This is a genomic window from Streptomyces griseiscabiei (genome assembly GCF_020010925.1).
Taxonomy (GTDB): Bacteria; Actinomycetota; Actinomycetes; order Streptomycetales; family Streptomycetaceae; genus Streptomyces; species Streptomyces griseiscabiei.
In genome coordinates this window covers 879880-896543 of record NZ_JAGJBZ010000003.1, presented here as the reverse complement: position 1 = coordinate 896543, position 16664 = coordinate 879880, and the positions used below count along the sequence as shown (strand labels likewise).

19 protein-coding genes are annotated in these 16664 nt (G+C 72.3%); 1 reads left to right on the top strand and 18 read right to left on the bottom strand.

Annotation, left to right across the window (positions count from 1 at the left end):
* Positions 1-5: 5 nt before the first annotated feature.
* From J8M51_RS37880 to J8M51_RS37855, 6 genes are all read right to left on the bottom strand, one after another.
* A complete protein-coding gene (locus J8M51_RS37880) occupies positions 6-152 on the bottom strand; it encodes a hypothetical protein (RefSeq protein WP_179202858.1) in 147 nt (48 codons plus the stop codon).
* Positions 149-919: a hypothetical protein gene (locus tag J8M51_RS37875; RefSeq protein ID WP_267299854.1), complete on the bottom strand. Its 771-nt coding sequence runs from the start codon at positions 917-919 to the stop codon at positions 149-151. The genes J8M51_RS37880 and J8M51_RS37875 overlap by 4 nt, the downstream gene beginning before the upstream one ends.
* On the bottom strand, positions 916-1338 hold the full coding sequence (locus J8M51_RS37870) for a hypothetical protein (RefSeq protein ID WP_086751826.1): 423 nt from the start codon (positions 1336-1338) through the stop codon (positions 916-918). Before J8M51_RS37870 ends, J8M51_RS37875 begins: the two co-directional genes overlap by 4 nt.
* Positions 1335-1712: a DUF6907 domain-containing protein gene (locus J8M51_RS37865; RefSeq protein ID WP_086751824.1), complete on the bottom strand. Its 378-nt coding sequence runs from the start codon at positions 1710-1712 to the stop codon at positions 1335-1337. The genes J8M51_RS37870 and J8M51_RS37865 overlap by 4 nt, the downstream gene beginning before the upstream one ends.
* The gene (locus tag J8M51_RS37860; RefSeq protein WP_086751822.1) at positions 1709-2845 is read right to left on the bottom strand and encodes a hypothetical protein; all 1137 of its coding nucleotides are present in this window, start codon (positions 2843-2845) and stop codon (positions 1709-1711) included. The genes J8M51_RS37865 and J8M51_RS37860 overlap by 4 nt, the downstream gene beginning before the upstream one ends.
* 328 nt (positions 2846-3173) lie before the next feature.
* A complete protein-coding gene (locus J8M51_RS37855) occupies positions 3174-3440 on the bottom strand; it encodes a GlsB/YeaQ/YmgE family stress response membrane protein (RefSeq protein WP_086751868.1) in 267 nt (88 codons plus the stop codon).
* 167 nt (positions 3441-3607) lie between these two features.
* Here J8M51_RS37855 and J8M51_RS37850 point away from each other — a divergent pair, with 167 nt between their 5' ends.
* A complete protein-coding gene (locus J8M51_RS37850; protein WP_267299853.1) occupies positions 3608-4864 on the top strand; it encodes an APC family permease in 1257 nt (418 codons plus the stop codon).
* 34 nt (positions 4865-4898) lie between these two features.
* Here the strand turns inward: J8M51_RS37850 and J8M51_RS37845 are convergent, their stop codons facing one another.
* From J8M51_RS37845 to J8M51_RS37790, 12 genes are all read right to left on the bottom strand, one after another.
* The gene (locus tag J8M51_RS37845) at positions 4899-5297 is read right to left on the bottom strand and encodes a YccF domain-containing protein (RefSeq protein ID WP_086751818.1); all 399 of its coding nucleotides are present in this window, start codon (positions 5295-5297) and stop codon (positions 4899-4901) included.
* Positions 5294-6157 carry a zinc metalloprotease HtpX gene (htpX, locus tag J8M51_RS37840; protein WP_086751816.1) on the bottom strand — a complete coding sequence of 288 codons (864 nt, stop codon included), beginning with the start codon at positions 6155-6157 and terminating at the stop codon, positions 5294-5296. Before htpX ends, J8M51_RS37845 begins: the two co-directional genes overlap by 4 nt.
* Before the next feature lie 162 nt (positions 6158-6319).
* Complete coding sequence (locus tag J8M51_RS37835; RefSeq protein WP_086751866.1) at positions 6320-7855, bottom strand: NADH-quinone oxidoreductase subunit N; 1536 nt, start codon at positions 7853-7855, stop codon at positions 6320-6322.
* 35 nt (positions 7856-7890) lie between these two features.
* Positions 7891-9483: a complex I subunit 4 family protein gene (locus J8M51_RS37830; protein WP_086751814.1), complete on the bottom strand. Its 1593-nt coding sequence runs from the start codon at positions 9481-9483 to the stop codon at positions 7891-7893.
* 6 nt (positions 9484-9489) lie between these two features.
* A complete protein-coding gene (locus J8M51_RS37825) occupies positions 9490-11487 on the bottom strand; it encodes an NADH-quinone oxidoreductase subunit 5 family protein (RefSeq protein WP_086751812.1) in 1998 nt (665 codons plus the stop codon).
* Positions 11484-11906, bottom strand: coding sequence for an NADH-quinone oxidoreductase subunit NuoK (gene nuoK / locus J8M51_RS37820; protein ID WP_086751810.1), 423 nt, complete (start codon positions 11904-11906; stop codon positions 11484-11486). The genes J8M51_RS37825 and nuoK overlap by 4 nt, the downstream gene beginning before the upstream one ends.
* Entirely contained in the window at positions 11906-12559 is a 654-nt protein-coding gene (locus tag J8M51_RS37815) for an NADH-quinone oxidoreductase subunit J family protein (protein WP_086751808.1), read from the bottom strand. Before J8M51_RS37815 ends, nuoK begins: the two co-directional genes overlap by 1 nt.
* Complete coding sequence (locus J8M51_RS37810; protein WP_086751806.1) at positions 12556-13131, bottom strand: NuoI/complex I 23 kDa subunit family protein; 576 nt, start codon at positions 13129-13131, stop codon at positions 12556-12558. Before J8M51_RS37810 ends, J8M51_RS37815 begins: the two co-directional genes overlap by 4 nt.
* Complete coding sequence (locus tag J8M51_RS37805; RefSeq protein WP_216589278.1) at positions 13131-14099, bottom strand: complex I subunit 1/NuoH family protein; 969 nt, start codon at positions 14097-14099, stop codon at positions 13131-13133. The genes J8M51_RS37810 and J8M51_RS37805 overlap by 1 nt, the downstream gene beginning before the upstream one ends.
* On the bottom strand, positions 14096-15529 hold the full coding sequence (locus J8M51_RS37800) for an NADH-quinone oxidoreductase subunit C (RefSeq protein WP_267299852.1): 1434 nt from the start codon (positions 15527-15529) through the stop codon (positions 14096-14098). The genes J8M51_RS37805 and J8M51_RS37800 overlap by 4 nt, the downstream gene beginning before the upstream one ends.
* On the bottom strand, positions 15526-16212 hold the full coding sequence (locus J8M51_RS37795) for an NADH-quinone oxidoreductase subunit B (protein ID WP_086765137.1): 687 nt from the start codon (positions 16210-16212) through the stop codon (positions 15526-15528). Before J8M51_RS37795 ends, J8M51_RS37800 begins: the two co-directional genes overlap by 4 nt.
* A complete protein-coding gene (locus tag J8M51_RS37790; protein ID WP_216591725.1) occupies positions 16203-16622 on the bottom strand; it encodes an NADH-quinone oxidoreductase subunit A in 420 nt (139 codons plus the stop codon). Before J8M51_RS37790 ends, J8M51_RS37795 begins: the two co-directional genes overlap by 10 nt.
* Positions 16623-16664 lie beyond the last annotated feature (42 nt).

Genomic DNA, 16664 nt, shown 5'->3' with positions numbered 1-16664 from the left:
AGTCCTCAGCGGAGGGTGACCGCGCCGAGCGCGGCCAAGGTGATGATCAGGGCGACGGTCCCGGAGATGCGGGGGACGTCGTGGAGCGCGACAGCGCACAGCCCGAGGAGGGCGAGCAGGGCGGAGAGCCCGAAGAACGCGGCGAGGATCACGAGCCGACGAGTTCGCCTTGGATGCGTTGCGCGCGTGGCTGGCCGATCGAGTACGTATCCCTGAGGGACCGGATCGAGGGTGCGCGGCCGTCGGCGAGCAGCTGCGCGAAGTCGGTCCGGGCCTGCTCGGTGAGGTCGTCCTCGGCGCCGTCGGCGCGTGCGTATCCGGGCGGGAGCGGGAGCGTATCCGGTGTATCCGAGTCGGTAGCCGGGGCGGGTACGGCGTCCTCGGCGCGCTCGTGTTCCTCCTGCTCAGCGGGCGGATACGCGGCCGGGTACGGGCGGGTACGCGGGAGTTCCTCGAGGCTGGCGAACGGGCCGAGGACAGGCAGCACGGGCGCCTGCTCGACCGGCTCGGGGGCCGGTGTATCCCGCTGTACCTCGACGGGCGGGTACGCCTCGGGTACGGCGGATACGGCGGGCGCGGGGGCGGGGGCGGGCTCCTGGTGGTGCTCGCCGAGGCGGTGGACGCGCCACAGCACGAGCGGGGCGACCGCCGATACGGCGACCACGAGCGGCACGTCGACGGGCAGGAGACCGACCTCGACGAGATGGCTCGCAGCGTTCACGCCGATGAGCACGGCTACGACCGCCAGGACGTCCCGGCGGGCCCGCAGCGCGGCGAGCGCGTAGACGTCGAGGGCTGCGGGGACGCCGGCGGCGACGTACTGGCCGAAGCCGCACGCCACCGCCAGCCGGTACTCCGCCGAGGCGAGGACGACCAGGACCGCGACCAGCGCGGCCCACAGCAGGGGGTCCCGCTTCACCGGCTACCCCCGTACCGCTTCGGGTCGCAGATCACGCAGACGTGTTCCGCGCTGCCCTCGTGGCAGTTGTCGACGCACCCGCGGCAGTGCGGGGTGTCGGCGTGGCGGGCACGGCCGTCGAACGCCGTGTCGTCCTGGTCGAACGGCTTCCGGCAGCGACCGCACCGGTTCTTCTCGCGCTCTTCCGCGTCGGCCTGCTCGGCGGCGAGCTTGCCGCTCAGGTAGTCCGCGTTCCAGGCGAGGTCTGCGGGCGCTTCGGCGAGCGCTGCCGCGACGACCGTGCGTGTGAGCGCGGCCCGCTCGAGGATGCGCCGGTCGTAGTCGTCGGCACCGTACGGGAGGGTGAGCGCCTCGAGGACGACCGCCAGGAGCGCGCGGAGGTCGTGGGCGTTACCCGGGTTGGTGGTCTGCTCGCTCACTGGTCCTCACCTCCGGCGAGGACCGCGGTCAGCTGCTCGGCGAGTCCGCGGACCTGGTCCGCGTAGCTGTCGAGCGCGGCGGCGAGTTCGTACAGGCCGACCGGGGCCAGCGTCCGGCCCGGCGGGTACACCGAGACGCCGACCGTCCGGCCGCCCAACCCGGGGTCCGTGGATGTCGCGTAGGGCGAGTGCGCCAGGCACGCGGTGAGGACCTCGGCGCCCCGGAAGAGCAGTTCGACCTCCGGGCCCCGGTGGAGGATGTCGGAGCGGTGGCTGTCCGGCTGGTGGTCGTCGTGGCCGACGCACCAGGACGGCTCAGGAAGCGTGACGTCCCCGTGGTCGACGGTCGTCAGGGTGATCGTGCGCCGGCTCATCGGGCCCCACCTTCCAGCGCCGCCAGCTGCTCGCGCATGGCGCGCAGGCGCACCTCGTAGGCGTGGAGGTTCGACAGCATCTCGTCCAGGCCGTGAAGGTCGAGGTCCTGCCTGCTCCCGTCGACGACGACGCGCGGGGCCTCGCCAACCCACTGGCTCAGGTAGACGTCGGGGAACTCCTCGCCCAAGTCGCCGGCCATCGTCACGCGCGGCCCGTCGCAGTGGAGGTCTTCAGGCAGGCGCGGCGGCACGGTGTGGTCCGTGACGCACGTCCCGCCGAGGCCGCTGCAGGAACCGCCCGGCCCGGCGGGCGGTTCCTCCTGGCCCATCTGCCCGTGCAGGGCGCGCAGGCCCTCGAGGAACGCCTCGAAGTCCGCGATGACCTCGCCGACCGGCTCCGGGGCCAGAGCTACGCCCTCGGCTCCCGAGTCGAACGACAGGCCCGGCACGGCGTAGTCGCTGTCCGCGTACAGGCAGGCGCTGATCAGTGCGCCCGGCGCGCTGCTCGTGCCCAGCGGAGAGCGAAGTACGACCTCGGCACTCTGGTGCTCGAGCAAGGTCTCGCCGCTCTTCCAACTGCGCTCGAAGCACTTCCCCGGCGCACACCACGCGTAGTGGCCCGGCTCCTCGAGCCCGAGGACACGGCTCGAGGCACGCTCCACCACCGCCGTGGCGTCGAGGTATCCGGCCAGGCCCTCGAGGCTTCCGGCCAGTGCGCGCAGCTTCTTCGCCTCGACGCGGGCCTGCAGCGGGGTCAGGCGGGCCCCGGCGAGGCCGATGAACGGCTGGCCCTCACCCGCCAGGTGCAGAAGGCGGGCGTCGAGATACGGGGCGGCCTCGCCGGGCGCGGACACCGCGACGCTGGCGCTCACGTGGTCGGGGTGGGGCTCCGTCTCTAGGGACCGCAGGCACCACTCCGGGCACTTCGCGGACTCCTCGGCGAGGAAGGCGGCCACGATCGGGAACTGCGCGTCGACGGACCGGCGAACGGCCTCCCGCTCCTCCGCCTCGAGCGCCTGGCCCACGGTGATGCCTGCCCGGATGCGGGTCGCATCGAGAGTTGTTGCGGTCGCGTCGGCGTCGGCGAGGACCTCGCCGAGCGAGGCAGGGAATCTCTGTACGGTGGTGCTCATGGTCTGGACTCCTTGATCAGGGGTGCGTCTGGATCAAGGCGCCGTTCGATGTGTCGAGCATCGGGCGGCGCCGCTCTGTCTGCGCGAGGCAGACGAGCGGAGTCGGAGGACTGCGGGCACGCGAGGGCACACTCAGGGCACAAGGTCCCGAAAGACGCTGCGCAACGGTGGCAACTACTGGCAGTAGTTTCTGCACGTCAACCCCCCTTCCAGGGGTCACGTGCAGGTCAGAGGATCAAGCGGACGGTACGTCAACTACCGGTGATCAGGTGATCGACGGGTGGGTCCCCCGGTTCGGTTCCGGCCGGGGGACCCACCCCTTTCGCGGTCAGCGGCGGGAGTGGCCGAAGAGGATGCGGTAGGCGATCAGCAGGACCAGGGAGCCGCCGACCGCGGCGGCCCAGGTGGCGCCGTCGTAGAAGTTCTCGGAGATCGGGTGGTCCAGCCAGCGGGCGGAGATCCAGCCGCCGATGAAGGCGCCCGCGACGCCGATGAGGGTGGTGCCGAGGAGGCCGCCCGGGTCCCGGCCCGGCAGCAGGAACTTGGCGATGGCGCCGGCCAACAGCCCCAGAACGATCCAGCCGATGATGCTCATGCCGTGCACCTGCCCTTTCGTGCCGTACCCGTGCGGTACTCGTGCTGTGTTTCCCCCCACACCACGTCCTGGCGTGCCTTGTCGTCGTGCCTTGTCGTCACGCCCTGTTGTCCGGGTGGACGTCCGGGCGACGTCCGGCGGTTGCGGCGATCCGTAGGGTGCGGCGCATGACACAGGCCGGATCGGGTGTTGGGCTGCGGCGGACGCTCGGGGTCGGGGACGCGGTGGTCGTCGGGCTCGGGGCGATGGTGGGCGCGGGGATCTTCGCCGCGCCCGGACCGGCGGCGCGCGCGGCCGGGTCGGGACTGCTGCCGGGGCTCGGGGTCGCCGCCGTGGTCGCGTACTGCAACGCGATGTCGTCGGCGCGGCTGGCGGCCGTGTATCCGGCGTCGGGCGGCACGTACGTGTATGGGCGTGAGCGGCTCGGGGACTTCTGGGGATACCTGGCCGGCTGGTCGTTCGTCGTCGGCAAGACGGCCTCCTGCGCGGCGATGGCGCTGACCGTGGGCGCGTATGTGTGGCCGGGGCAGGCGCACGCCGTGGCGGTGGCGGCCGTGGTGGCGCTGACCGCCGTGAACTACGGCGGTGTGCGGAAGGCGGCCTGGCTGACGCGGGCGATCGTGGCGGTGGTGCTGGCGGTGCTCGCCGCCGTGGTCGTCGTCTGCCTGGGGTCCGGGGAGGCCGGTGCCGGGCGGCTGGACGTCGGGGTGTCGGGGGGCGTGGGCGGGGTGCTCCAGGCGGCCGGACTGCTGTTCTTCGCGTTCGCCGGGTACGCGCGGATCGCGACGCTCGGCGAGGAGGTCCGGGACCCGGCGCGCACGATCCCGCGCGCGATCCCGCTCGCGCTGGGCATCGCGCTGGTCGTGTACGCGGCCGTGGCGGTCGCCGTGCTCTCGGTGCTGGGCTCCGACGGGCTGGCGCGGTCCTCGGCTCCGCTGGCCGACGCGGTACGGGCGGCCGGGGCGGAGGGGCTGGTGCCCGTGGTGCGGGTGGGGGCGGCCGTGGCCGCGCTCGGGTCGCTGCTGGCGCTCGTCCTGGGCGTCTCCCGGACCACCCTCGCGATGGCCCGGGACCGGCATCTGCCGGGCGCGCTGGCCGCCGTGCACCCGCGCTTCCGGGTGCCGCACCGGGCGGAGCTCGCCGTCGGTGCCGTGGTCGCCGTACTGGCGGCCACGGCCGACGTCCGGGGCGCGATCGGGTTCTCGTCCTTCGGTGTCCTCGCGTACTACGCGGTCGCCAACGCGTCCGCCTGGACGCTCGGTTCGGCGCCCGCCGCACGTGTGGTGCCGGCGGTCGGGCTCGTCGGGTGTGCCGTGCTGGCGTTCGCGCTGCCCGTGTCCTCGGTCGGCGCGGGTGCCGCCGTGCTGGCGGTGGGGGCGGCGGCGTACGGCGTACGGCGGTGGTGGGCGCGGCGGAGCGGCTGAACGCGGCTCCGCCCGCCCTCCCCGGCGGGCCTCGCTACCAGCGCTGCTGGCCGAACGGCTGGTCCGAGCGGACGATCTCGCGGCCCAGGGGCATCAGCGAGACCGGGACGAGCTTGAAGTTGGCGATGCCGAACGGGATGCCGATGATCGTCAGGCAGAGAATCAGACCGGTGGTGATATGGGTCAGGGCCAGCCACCAGCCCGCCAGGAGCAGCCACAGGACGTTGCCGAGGCAGGAGGGCGCTCCCGCGTCACGGCGCTCGACCGCGCTGTACCCGAAGGGCCACAGGGCGTAGATGCCGATCCGGAACGCGGCGATGCCGAAGGGGATTCCGATGATCGTGATGCACAGGAGCAATCCTGCGAACAGATAGCCGACGAAGAGCCAGAAGCCGCTGAGGATCAGCCAGATGATGTTCAGAATGGTCTTCACTGGGGGCGACCTGCCATCTTCTCGAGTCGGGCGATGCGTTCTGCCATCGGCGGATGTGTCGAGAACATTTTGGAGAATCCCCGGCCCGGCCGGAAGGGGTTCGCGATCATCATGTGGCTCGCGGTCTCGATCCGGGGCTCCGGGGGCAGCGGAAGCTGTTTGGTCCCTGTTTCCAGTTTGCGAAGGGCGCTGGCGAGCGCAAGTGGATCGCCGGTGAGCTGGGCGCCGGAGGCGTCCGCCTCGTACTCCCGGGAGCGGCTGATCGCGAGCTGGATGAGGCTCGCGGCGAGCGGGCCCAGGATCATGATCAGCAGCATGCCGAGGAGGCCGGGGCCGTCGTCGTCGTCCGAGCGGCCGATGGGGATCAGCCAGGCGAAGTTCACCAGGAACATGATCACGGAGGCGAGGGCGCCGGCCACCGACGAGATGAGGATGTCGCGGTTGTACACATGGCTCAGCTCGTGGCCGATGACACCGCGCAGCTCGCGCTCGTCGAGCAGGCGGAGGATGCCGTCGGTGCAGCACACCGCCGCGTTGCGCGGGTTCCGGCCGGTCGCGAACGCGTTCGGGGCGTCCGTCGGGGAGATGTACAGCCGGGGCATGGGCTGGCGGGCCTGCATCGACAGCTCACGGACCATGCGGTAGAGCGCCGGGGCCTCGAACTCGCTCACCGGGCGCGCGCGCATCGCGCGTAGAGCCAGCTTGTCGCTGTTCCAGTACGCGTACGCGTTCGTGCCGAGGGCGACGAGGACCGCGATGATCAGTCCCGTACGGCCGAAGAGGCTTCCTATGACGATGATGAGTGCGGACAGTCCCCCGAGGAGTACGGCGGTCCTGAGCCCGTTGTGCCGGCGGTGCACGGTACGCCCTCCAAGTCGTGCGGCGGGGGAACCCTTTGCCTTCTGTTGCTGTTGACTCCACTTCTCAGTGGACCCTCCCGTACTGGTCAACGCCAGGCGGGGGGCACTAGTTCCCTTGTGCGCGCGGCCCGGCGGGAGGGCCGGGCGGGTGAGCGGGGCGTTCTAGAAGAGGGCGGTGTCGGCGAAGCGCAGGATCAGCTGGGGGGCGCCGGACAGGGCGAGGCCGGCGATCGCGGTGAGGGCGAGCGCGGCGGTGAGGGGCGCGGGGACGCGGTGCGGCTCGGTCGCGCCCTCGGGCGCGCGGAACAGCAGGGCCGTCCACTGGAGGTAGTAGAAGAGGGCGATCACTACGTTGACGGCCATCACGACGGCGAGCCAGCCGAGGCCCGCGTCGACGGCCGCCGAGAAGACGGTGACCTTGGCGAACAGTCCGATGACGCCCGGCGGCAGTCCGGCGAGGCAGAGCAGGAAGAAGGCCAGGAGCAGGGCGGCCAGCGGGTTCGACGCGTACAGGCCGCGGTAGTCGCCGAGGCGGTTCAGGCACTTCGTGCGGCCGACCAGGGCGGCCACGGCGAAGGCGCCCAGGTTGACCGCCGCGTACATCAGGGCGTAGGCGACGGTGGCGCCGACGGCCTTCTCGGCGTCGGCGGGGTCGTCGGCGTACGCGGCGGCCGCGATCGGCACCAGGAGGTAGCCGGCCTGGCCGACGGAGGACCAGGCGAGCAGCCGGACCGCGCTGTACGCGCGCGTGGGGCGCTGTCGCAGGGCGCCGAGGTTGCCGACGGTCATGGTGAGGGCGGCCAGGGCGGCGAGGGCGGGGCCCCAGACGTCGGCGTACGACGGGAGGGCGACGACGGTGATGAGGATCAGCCCGGAGAAGCCGACCGCCTTGCCGACGACGGAGAGGTAGGCGGCGACGGGCAGGGGGGCGCCGACGTAGGTGTCGGGGACCCAGAAGTGGAAGGGGACGGCGGCCGTCTTGAAGGCGAAGCCGATGAGAGTGAGGACGACGCCGGCCTGGGTGAGGGTGTGCAGCTGGCCGTCGACGTCCTGGACGCGGTCGGCGATCTCGGTGAGGTAGAGGGTGCCTGTGGTGGCGTAGACGAAGCTGATGCCGAGGAGGCTGACGGCGGTCGCGGTGACGGACGACAGGAAGAACTTCAGGGCCGCCTCGGAGGACCGCCGGTCGCCCTGCCGGATGCCGACGAGGGCGAAGGCGGGCAGGGAGGCGACCTCCAGGGCGACGACGAGGGTCGCGAGGTCGCGGGAGGCGGGCAGGAGGGCCGCACCGGCCGCGGAGGACAGCAGCAGGAACCAGAACTCCCCCGCGGGCAGGGTCCTCTTCTCGTCCGTCAGGGCCGTCATCGACAGCAGGGCGGCGAGGAGGGCGCCGCCGAGGACCAGGAACTGCACGACGAGGGTGAAGCGGTCGGCGGTGTAGCTGCAGACCTCGGGGGCGCCGGTGAGGCAGAAGGTGGCGCGGTCGCCGTCCAGGAGGGGCAGGAGGGCCAGCAGGGAGGCGGCGAGGCCCGCGACGGAGGTCCAGCCGAGTACGGCCTTCCTCGCGTCGCCCGTGAACAGGTCGGCGACGAGGACGGCGAGGCCGACGACCGCGGCGATCGTGGGCGGCGCGACGGCGACCCAGTCGACGGACTGGACGACCGACTGCGCGACGGACCCGGCCAGGGTCTCGGCCATGGTCTCGGCCTGGAGCGGCGGCTGGGCCAAGGGGCTCAACGGGTGCCTCCTGCGAGGAGCTGCTGCACGGCCGGGTCGGTCAGTCCGAGGAGGGCCGCGGGCCAGAGGCCGGCGAGGACGGTGAGGGCGACGAGCGGGGTCCAGGCCGCGAACTCGTACGGCTGTACGTCCGCGAGGAGCGGCCCGTCCTGCGGGTTCGGCGGTTCCTGCGGGGCGGCGCCCATACAGACGCGGCGGACCACGATCAGCAGGTACGCGGCGGTGAGGAGGGTGCCGAACGCGGCGATCGTCATGAAGGTGAGGAAGGCGGGGCGGCTGAGGCCCTCGGCTGGCTCGAACGCGCCGAACAGGGCCAGCATCTCGCCCCAGAACCCGGCGAGTCCGGGGAGCCCGAGCGAGGCGACGGCGGCGAAGGCGAGCAGGCCGCCGAGGCGCGGTGCCCGGCCGTAGAGGGCGGCGCCGGTCTCCCGCGCGAGGGTGTCCAGGTCGGTGGTGCCGGTGCGGTCCTTCAGGGCGCCGACCAGGAAGAACAGCAGGCCGGTGATGAGGCCGTGGGCGATGTTGGCGAACAGGGCGCCGTTGACGCCGGTCGGCGTCATCGTGGCGATGCCGAGGAGGACGAAGCCCATGTGGCCGACGGAGGAGTACGCGATGAGGCGCTTGAGGTCGCCCTTCGCGCCCTGCCTGGCGAGGGCGAGGCAGGCGAGCGAGCCGTAGATGACGCCGACGACCGCGAAGGCGGCCAGGTACGGCGCGAAGGTGCGGAACCCGTCCGGGGTGATCGGCAGCAGGATGCGGACGAACCCGTAGGTGCCCATCTTCAGCAGGACACCGGCCAGCAGGACCGAGCCGACGGTCGGGGCGGCGGTGTGGGCGTCCGGCAGCCAGCTGTGCAGCGGCCACATCGGGGTCTTCACCGCGAGCCCGATCCCGATGGACAAAGCGGCGATGACCTGCACGGATGTGGTCAGTTCAGGGTGATTGTCAGTGGCGAGTGCCACCATGTCGAATGTGCCCGCCCTGATCCCGATCAGGAGCAGGCCCAGCAGCATGACCACGGAACCGAGCAGGGTGTAGAGGATGAACTTCCAGGCGGCCTGTGTGCGTCGCTCACCGCCCCAGCGGGCGATGAGGAAGTACATCGGGATGAGCACCATCTCGAACGCGAGGAAGAAGAGGAGCAGATCGAGGACGGCGAAGGTGGCGAGGGTGCCGGACTCCAGGACGAGCAGGAGCGCGACGAAGGCCTTCGGGGACGGGCCCGAAGGCATCTTGAAGTAGGAGTAGAGCGCGCAGAGGAAGGCCAGCAGCGCGGTCAGGACCAGAAGGGGGAGGGAGATGCCGTCGATGCCGAGGTGGATGCGTACGTCGAGCGCCGGGATCCAGCTGATGTCCGTGCTGGCCTGCATCTTCGACGGCTGGTCGTGGTCGAAGCCGAGCGCGAGGACGATCGCGGCGATGAGGACGGCTCCGGTCACCACGATTCCGTGGCGGAGCACGGCCTGCTCGGGTGACTTCCCCTTGAGTCCGGGCGGGGCCGGCAGGAGAGCGGCGGCGGCGCCGATGAGCGGGCCGACGACGATCAACGCCAGAAGGACCTGCATCACGGACTCGTTGATATCGATCACGCCTGCTCACGCTCCCGTGGCGACAACGAGGGCGGCGACCACCAGGACGACGGTGCCGGCGAGCAGCGCGCTCACATAGGTCTGGACGTTGCCGGTCTGGGCCTTGCGGACGGCCGTGCCCAGCAGGCGGGGCAGGGCGCCCGCGCCGTTCACATAGGTGTCGACGACCTCGCGGTCGAGGAACCGGACGAGGCTCGCGCCGGCCTGGACCGGGCGGACGAAGAGGGCCGTGTAGACGGCGTCGAGGTGGAAGCCGGCGGCGGCGTGGCGGTGCAGCGGGCCGAGCAGGAGGCGGCCCGGGTCCGCCGGGTCGGGGGCCGAGGCCACGTCTCCGTAGGCCGGGGTGTGGCTCGCGATGGCCTCCGCCTCGACAGTCGCGGCGTCCGCCTCCGGGTGGGCCGCGACCGCGCCCAGCGGGGTGCGGGCCGCCGCCCTGGCTCCGGCGGACCGCCAGGCCGCGTACATCGTCAGGGCGCCGATCAGGGCGGTGCCCGTGCCGAGGACGGACGTGGTGAGGGTGGGGGCCAGGTCGTCGCCGTCGAACCAGTCGGGAAGCGTGCCGTAGGCGAGCGCGCCGAAAGCGAGGGAGGGGACGGCGAGCACCCACAGCACCACGGTCATCGTGCGGGGCTGACGGCCGTGGTCGGGGGCCTCGGTGCCCTTGCCGTGGAAGGCGAGCAGCCACAGGCGGGTCGCGTAGGCGGCGGTGAGCAGGGCGGTGAGGACGCCGGCGACCAGGACGGTCCAGCCCGCGGCGCCGGGGACGGGCTCGGCGTGGCCGGTGGCGGCGTGCTCGGCGGCGCCGAGGACGGACTCCTTGGAGAAGAAGCCGCTGAAGGGCGGGATCGCGGCGAGCGCGAGGAGCGCCACGGTCATCGTCCAGAAGGCGTCGGGGACACGGGCGCGGAGGTGGCTCATGCGGGACATGGCGGCCAGGGAGTTGGTGCCGGCGGCGTGGATGATCACGCCGGCCGCCAGGAACAGCAGGGCCTTGAAGGCGCCGTGGGAGATGAGGTGGAAGACGGCGGCACCGCGGTCGCCGACGGCGAGGGCGCCGGTCATATAGCCGAGCTGGCCGATCGTCGAGTACGCGAGGACGCGCTTGATGTCGTCCTGGGCGAGCGCGGCGAGGCCCGAGCCCACCATGGTGAGCGCGGCCATGACGGCGAGGACGAGCAGGGCCGCCGAGGAGGCGGCGAAGACCGGGAGGAGACGGGCGACGAAGTAGACACCGGCGGCGACCATCGTCGCGGCGTGGATCAGCGCGGAGACGGGCGTGGGGCCCGCCATCGCGTCGGGGAGCCAGGTGTGGAGGGGGAACTGGGCGGACTTTCCGGCGACTCCGGCGAGGAGCAGCAGGGCGATCAGAGTGGGGTGGTCCAGGCCGCCTTCGGCGACGGTGGCCAGGATCCGGGTGATGCGGAACGACCCGGCGTCCGTGGCGAGCGCGAACAGACCGATGAGGAAGGGGACGTCGCCGAGCTTGGTGACCAGGAAGGCCTTCAGGGAGGCGGCGCGGGCCTCGGGGGTCTCCCAGTAGTGGCCGACCAGGAAGTACGAGCAGATGCCCATGATCTCCCAGCCGACCAGGAGCACCATCAGGTCGCCGGAGTAGACGACGAGGAGCATCGCGGAGGTGAAGAGGGAGACGAGGGCGGCGTAGGAGGGGTAGCGCGAGTCGTCGCGCAGATAGCCCGTCGAGTAGATCTGCACACAGGTGGCGACCAGGCCGACCAGGACGGCGACGAGGGCGGCGAAGCCGTCGATGTGCAGGGCGAGGTCGATCGGGACCGAGCCGGTGGGGGTGAGCTGCGTGGCCGCGTTCACGGCGGCGTCGCCGCCCTGGCGTACGGCGACCAGGACGGCCAGGGCGAAGGCCGTGAGGGTCGGGAGTACGGCGAGGGGGCGGACGAAGCCGGGGGCGGTGCGGCCGAGGAGCAGGCCGGCGGCGGCGCCGAGGAACGGGAGGAGGGGGACGAGGACGGCGAGGGTGGTCGTGGTCACGCGCTGGCCTCAGCCTTCTCGCTCCGCTCGGGCCCGCCGGGTTCGTCGGCTTCGGCGGGGTCTTCGGGACCGTCGGGGTCTTCGGAGCCGTCGGTCCCGTGGCCCTCGGCCGTGTCACGGAGCTTGTCGATGTCGGCGGTGCCGCGGTTGCGGTGGACGGCCAGCACGATCGCCAGGCCGATGCCGATCTCGGCGGCGGCGATGGTGATCGTGAACAGGGTCAGGGCCTGGCCGGAGTGCAGGGTCTCCTCGGCGGCCTTGCTGAGCCAGACGTCGAAGGCGACGAGGTTGAGGTTGACGGCGTTGAGCATCAGCTCGACGGACATCAGGACGAGGATCGCGTTGCGGCGGGCGAGGACGCCGTAGAGGCCGGTGCAGAAGAGGAGGGCGGAGAGGACGACGGGGTAGGCGAGGTGCATCAGCGGTCGCCTCCGTCGGCTGCCTCGGGGGCCTTGGGCGCGGTGGCTGCCGTGGGCGCGGTGGGTGCCGTGGGTGCCGTGGGGAGTGCGTCGGCCTTCGCTTTGCGGGAGAGGACGATCGCGCCGACCAGGGCGGCGAGGAGGAGGACGGAGAGGGCCTCGAAGGGGAGGACCCAGTTCTGGAAGAGGCTCTCTCCGGTGGCCTTCGTGGAGCCGGCGGCGGGGCCGTCGAGGTCGATCCAGGTGGTGCGGAAGGCGTCGACGACGACCCAGACGAGGGCGGCGGCGGAGGCGAGGGCCACGGTGAGGGCGGCCCAGCGGTTGCCGGAGTCGGCGTCCGGGGAGCGGCCGATGGGGGCCTTGGTGAGCATCAGTCCGAAGAGGAGGAGGACGACGACGGAGCCGACGTAGATGAGGACCTGCACCCAGGCGATGAACTCGGCGGTGAGCAGGAGGTACTCGACGGCGAGTCCGCCGAGCGCGACCACCAGCCAGAGAGCGGCGTGCACGAGCTGGCGGGTGGTGACGGTGACGATCGCGGCGCCGAAGGTGACGACACCGACGAGGAGGAAGGCGATCTCGACGCCGGTCGGGGAGAGGAAGCCCTGGGATGCCTGGGCGAGGACGTCGTGGGATGCCTGGGCGAGGGTCATGAGGCTGCTCCCTCGGGGTCGTCGTCCGGCTTCGGCTCGGCCTGGGCCCGGGTCGCGGCGAGTTTCTCGGCGGTCTTGCGGGCGGCGGCCAGTTCCTTGGGTTCCTCGGCGGCGGGGTCGAGGGCCGGTGGGGAGGGGACGGTCCACATCCACTCGCGGAGCTTGTCGCGCTCGTGGGTGAGTTCGTGGATGTCGGTCTCGGCGTACTCGAACTCCGGGGACCAGAAGAGGGCGTCGAAGGGGCAGACCTCGATGCAGATACCGCAGTACATGCAGAGGGAGAAGTCGATGGCGAAGCGGTCGAGGACGTTGCGGCTGCGCTCGCGGCCACCGGGGGCGGCGGGCGGGACGGTCTCCTTGTGGGAGTCGATGTAGATGCACCAGTCCGGGCACTCGCGGGCGCACAGCATGCAGACCGTGCAGTTCTCCTCGAAGAGCCCGATGACGCCGCGGGTGCGGGGCGGGAGTTCGGGCTGGACGTCCGGGTACTGCTCGGTGACGGTCTTGCGCGTCATCGTGCGGAGGGTGACGGCCAGGCCCTTGGCCAGGCCGGAGCCAGGGATGGGGGCCATCAGAGGAACACCACCTTGACTGTGCCGGTGAGGGCGATCTGGGCGAGGGAGAGGGGGACCAGGAGGGTCCAGGAGAGCTTCTGGAGCTGGTCCTCGCGCAGACGGGGGTAGGTCACGCGGAGCCAGATGACGACGAAGGCGAGCAGGGCCGTCTTCAGGAGGGTCCAGACCCAGCCGAGGCCGTCGGCGGCCCAGGGGCCGTGCCAGCCGCCGAGGAAGAGGACGGTGGTCAGGCCGCACAGGACGACGATGCCGGCGTACTCGGCGAGGAGGAACAGGGCGAAGCGGAGGCCGGTGTACTCGGTGTAGGCGCCGAAGATGATCTCCGAGTCGGCGACGGGCATGTCGAAGGGCGGGCGCTGGAGTTCGGCGAGGCCGGCGACGAAGAAGACGATCGCGCCGACGATCTGCCAGGGGAGCCACCACCACTCGAAGGCGTCCACGATGCCGACGAGGGAGACCGTGCCGGCCGCCATCGCCACCGAGGCGGCGGTGAGGAGCATCGGGAGTTCGTAGGCGAGGAGCTGGGCGGCGGTGCGGAGGCCGCCGAGGAGGGAGAACTTGTTGGCGGACGCCCAGCCGGCCATCAGTGAGCCCAGAACTCCCACGCCCATCACCGCGAGGACGAAGAAGATGCCCGCGTCGACGACCTCGCCGACGGCGCCCTCGCCGGGGCCGATCGGGATGGCGAGGAGGACGAGGAGGTAGGGGAGGAGGGCCACGGCGGGGGCGAGCTGGAAGACACGGCGGTCGGCGCCGGCCGGGACGATGTCTTCCTTCTGCGCGAACTTCACGCCGTCCGCGACGAGTTGGGCCCAGCCGTGGAAGCCGCCGGCGTACATGGGGCCGAGGCGGCCCTGCATGTGGGCCATCACCTTGTGCTCGGTCTGGCCGATGATCAAGGGGAAGGTCAGGAAGACGACGAAGACGATGAGGAGTCGCAGGGCGACGTCCAGAGCGTCGTTCACTGCGTGCCTCCCGCGGGGGGTCGGGGGGTATCGGTGTCGGTGTCGGTGGTCGGGGCTTCGGGGGTGGGGGGTGCGTGCGAGTCCTGGGGCGCGTCGTCCTCGTCCGGGGGCGCGGGGGCCGTGTCGGAGTCGGTGGTGGGGTGTTCCTGCCCGGGTTGCCCGGTGGGCTCGGCCTTCGGTTCTGGCTGAAGGCCCGGCTCGGCTTCGCGCTGGGGCTGGGGCTGGGCTTCGCGCTGCGGCTCGGCTTCGGCCTGGGGCTCGGGCTCGTCGAAGGCCGGGCGGGCGTGGTGCCAGGGCGCGTCCGCGCTGCGGGCCGTGGGGCGGGCGGGGCGCGGACGCGGCGAGGGTTCGGCGGCGCCGGAGGACTCGGCGCTGCCGGTCTGCACCTCGGGGGTGCCCGTCTGCCGCTCGGCTCCCTGCGGTTCAGGGGCGGCAGGGGTCCCCGTGGGGGTCTCGCGCTGACTCGCCGAGCCTGACGCTGCGCTGCGGGTGCGGCGAGGTGGCGCGGGAGTGTCGGGCGTCGCGCCCGGCGCGGATTGGCTGGCTGAGCCCTCCGCCGCCGAGCGGGTACGGCGTGGGGAGGGGGAAGCTCCCGGTGCGGGCGGATCGGCCGGTGTCGTCGGGGCCGGTGACGTCTGGCTCGCCGACCCCTCCGCCGCCGAGCGGGTGCGACGCGGGGACGGCGAAGCACCAGGTGCCGCCGGATCGGTCGGCGTCGTCGCGGCCGGGGGCGGCTGGGTCGCCGAACCCTCTGACGCCGAGCGGGAGCGGCGTGGGGGGTTGGAGGTGGGGTCTGTTGTGGGGCGGCGGGTTGGGCGGGCGCCGGGGGGTGTGGCTCGGGACGGGCGGGCCGGGGCCGGGGGGAGCTGGCCCTTGAGGGGGCCCCAGTCGTTGGGGTCGGGGACGCCGGGCGGGAGCATCTGGCGGCGTCTGGGGCCGCCGTGCTCGGATTCGCCGGGTTCCTTCGCGCCGGGCCAGGCCTTGGCGACGCGGGCGGCGAGGACGAAGTCCTTGCGGAGGGGGTGGCCCTCGAAGTTCTCGGGGAGGAGCAGGTGGTCCAGGGCGGGGTGGCCCTCGAAGCGGACGCCGAACATTTCGTGGGTCTCGCGTTCGTGCCAGGCCGCGCCCGCGTAGACGTCGACGGCGGTCGGCAGGACCGGGGTGTCGTGCGGGACCGTGGTGCGCAGGAGGAGGCGGCGGACCGGGGAGAGTGCTACCACGTGGGCCGCGACGCGGAAGCCCGTGCCCGGTTCGTCGACCGCGCTCAGCCAGTCGAAGTACGTGCAGCCCAGCGTGGAGCGGGCCGTGCGCAGCGCCTCGGTCCAGGACGCGGGCGGGACGTCCACGGTGAGGACGCCGTACGACTCGTCCGCGGTGGACTCGGGGCCGAAGAGTTCCTCGGCGGGGGCGGGCAGCCAGCCGGTCGTCATCTGTCCCCCGCCTCGGCCTCGGTGGTCGTCCCGGAGCCCTCGGCGGCGCCGTCGGGCGCGGGCGCCGGGGGCTTCACCAAGCCGCTCCGCAGCGCCGCCGGGGACGGGCCCGGGCCGGTCTCCGTGCCGTACCGCTCGCCCAGGGACTCCCGGGCGATCTTCTCCTGGAGTTTCAGGATGCCCTGGAGAAGCGCCTCGGGGCGGGGCGGGCAGCCGGGGACGTAGACGTCGACGGGGATGATCTGGTCGACGCCCTTGGTGACGGAGTAGGAGTCCCAGTAGGGGCCGCCGCAGTTGGAGCAGGCGCCGAAGGAGATGACGTACTTCGGTTCCGGCATCTGTTCGTACAGGCGCTTCACGGCCGGGGCCATCTTGTCCGTCACCGTGCCCGAGACGATCATGAGGTCCGCCTGCCGGGGGCCGGGGGCGAAGGGGATCACGCCGAGGCGGATGAAGTCGTGGCGGGCCATGGACGCGGCGATGAACTCGATCGCGCAGCAGGCGAGGCCGAAGTTGAAGACCCAGAGGGAGTAGCGGCGGCCCCAGTTGAGGATCACCTTCATCGGCTCCGGGGCGAGGCGGGCGAGGGCGCCCAGCCGCTTCGGCTCCGGGAGGAGGACCGGCCCGGAGACGGGTTCGGCGGTGCCTGGCTCCGGCGCGTTCGTCTGTGGCGTCACGTCCATGCCAGGACGCCCTTCTTGTAGGCGTAGAGCAGGCCCACGGCGAGGAAACCGAGGAAGACGAACATCTCGACCAGGGTCGTCGCGCCGTAGCCGGGGTCGGCGAAGACCGTCGCCCAGGGGAAGAGGAAGATCGAGTCGATGGCGAAGATGACGTAGAGGAAGGCGTAGACGTAGTAGCGGACCTGGGTGTGGGCCCAGCCCTCGCCGACCGGGTCGACGCCGCACTCGTACGTCAGGAGCTTCTCGCGGGTGGGGACCTCGGGCCGGAGCAGTCGTCCCGCGCCGAAGGCGACGGCGACGAAGAGCACGCCCACGGCGGCGAGCAGTCCGACCACCGAGTAGGACTGGAAGTACTCCGCCGCGACGGGGGCGGTCCGTTCCGTCGCGGCGACGACGGTCTGTTCCGGCACGTCCGTCCCTCGCTCCCTGGCCTGGCGACATGTACGTACGGG

Excerpts from the sequence above, each read along its gene's own strand:
- J8M51_RS37860 (WP_086751822.1), bottom strand. The coding sequence starts at position 2,845 with ATGAGCACCACCGTACAGAGATTCCCTGCCTCGCTCGGCGAGGTCCTC.
- J8M51_RS37815 (WP_086751808.1), bottom strand. The coding sequence starts at position 12,559 with ATGACCCTCGCCCAGGCATCCCACGACGTCCTCGCCCAGGCATCCCAG.
- J8M51_RS37855 (WP_086751868.1), bottom strand. The coding sequence starts at position 3,440 with ATGAGCATCATCGGCTGGATCGTTCTGGGGCTGTTGGCCGGCGCCATC.
- J8M51_RS37810 (WP_086751806.1), bottom strand. The coding sequence starts at position 13,131 with ATGGCCCCCATCCCTGGCTCCGGCCTGGCCAAGGGCCTGGCCGTCACC.
- J8M51_RS37800 (WP_267299852.1), bottom strand. The coding sequence starts at position 15,529 with ATGACGACCGGCTGGCTGCCCGCCCCCGCCGAGGAACTCTTCGGCCCC.
- J8M51_RS37795 (WP_086765137.1), bottom strand. The coding sequence starts at position 16,212 with ATGGACGTGACGCCACAGACGAACGCGCCGGAGCCAGGCACCGCCGAA.
- J8M51_RS37835 (WP_086751866.1), bottom strand. The coding sequence starts at position 7,855 with ATGGCCGAGACCCTGGCCGGGTCCGTCGCGCAGTCGGTCGTCCAGTCC.
- J8M51_RS37865 (WP_086751824.1), bottom strand. The coding sequence starts at position 1,712 with ATGAGCCGGCGCACGATCACCCTGACGACCGTCGACCACGGGGACGTC.
- nuoK (WP_086751810.1), bottom strand. The coding sequence starts at position 11,906 with ATGCACCTCGCCTACCCCGTCGTCCTCTCCGCCCTCCTCTTCTGCACC.
- J8M51_RS37850 (WP_267299853.1), top strand. The coding sequence starts at position 3,608 with ATGACACAGGCCGGATCGGGTGTTGGGCTGCGGCGGACGCTCGGGGTC.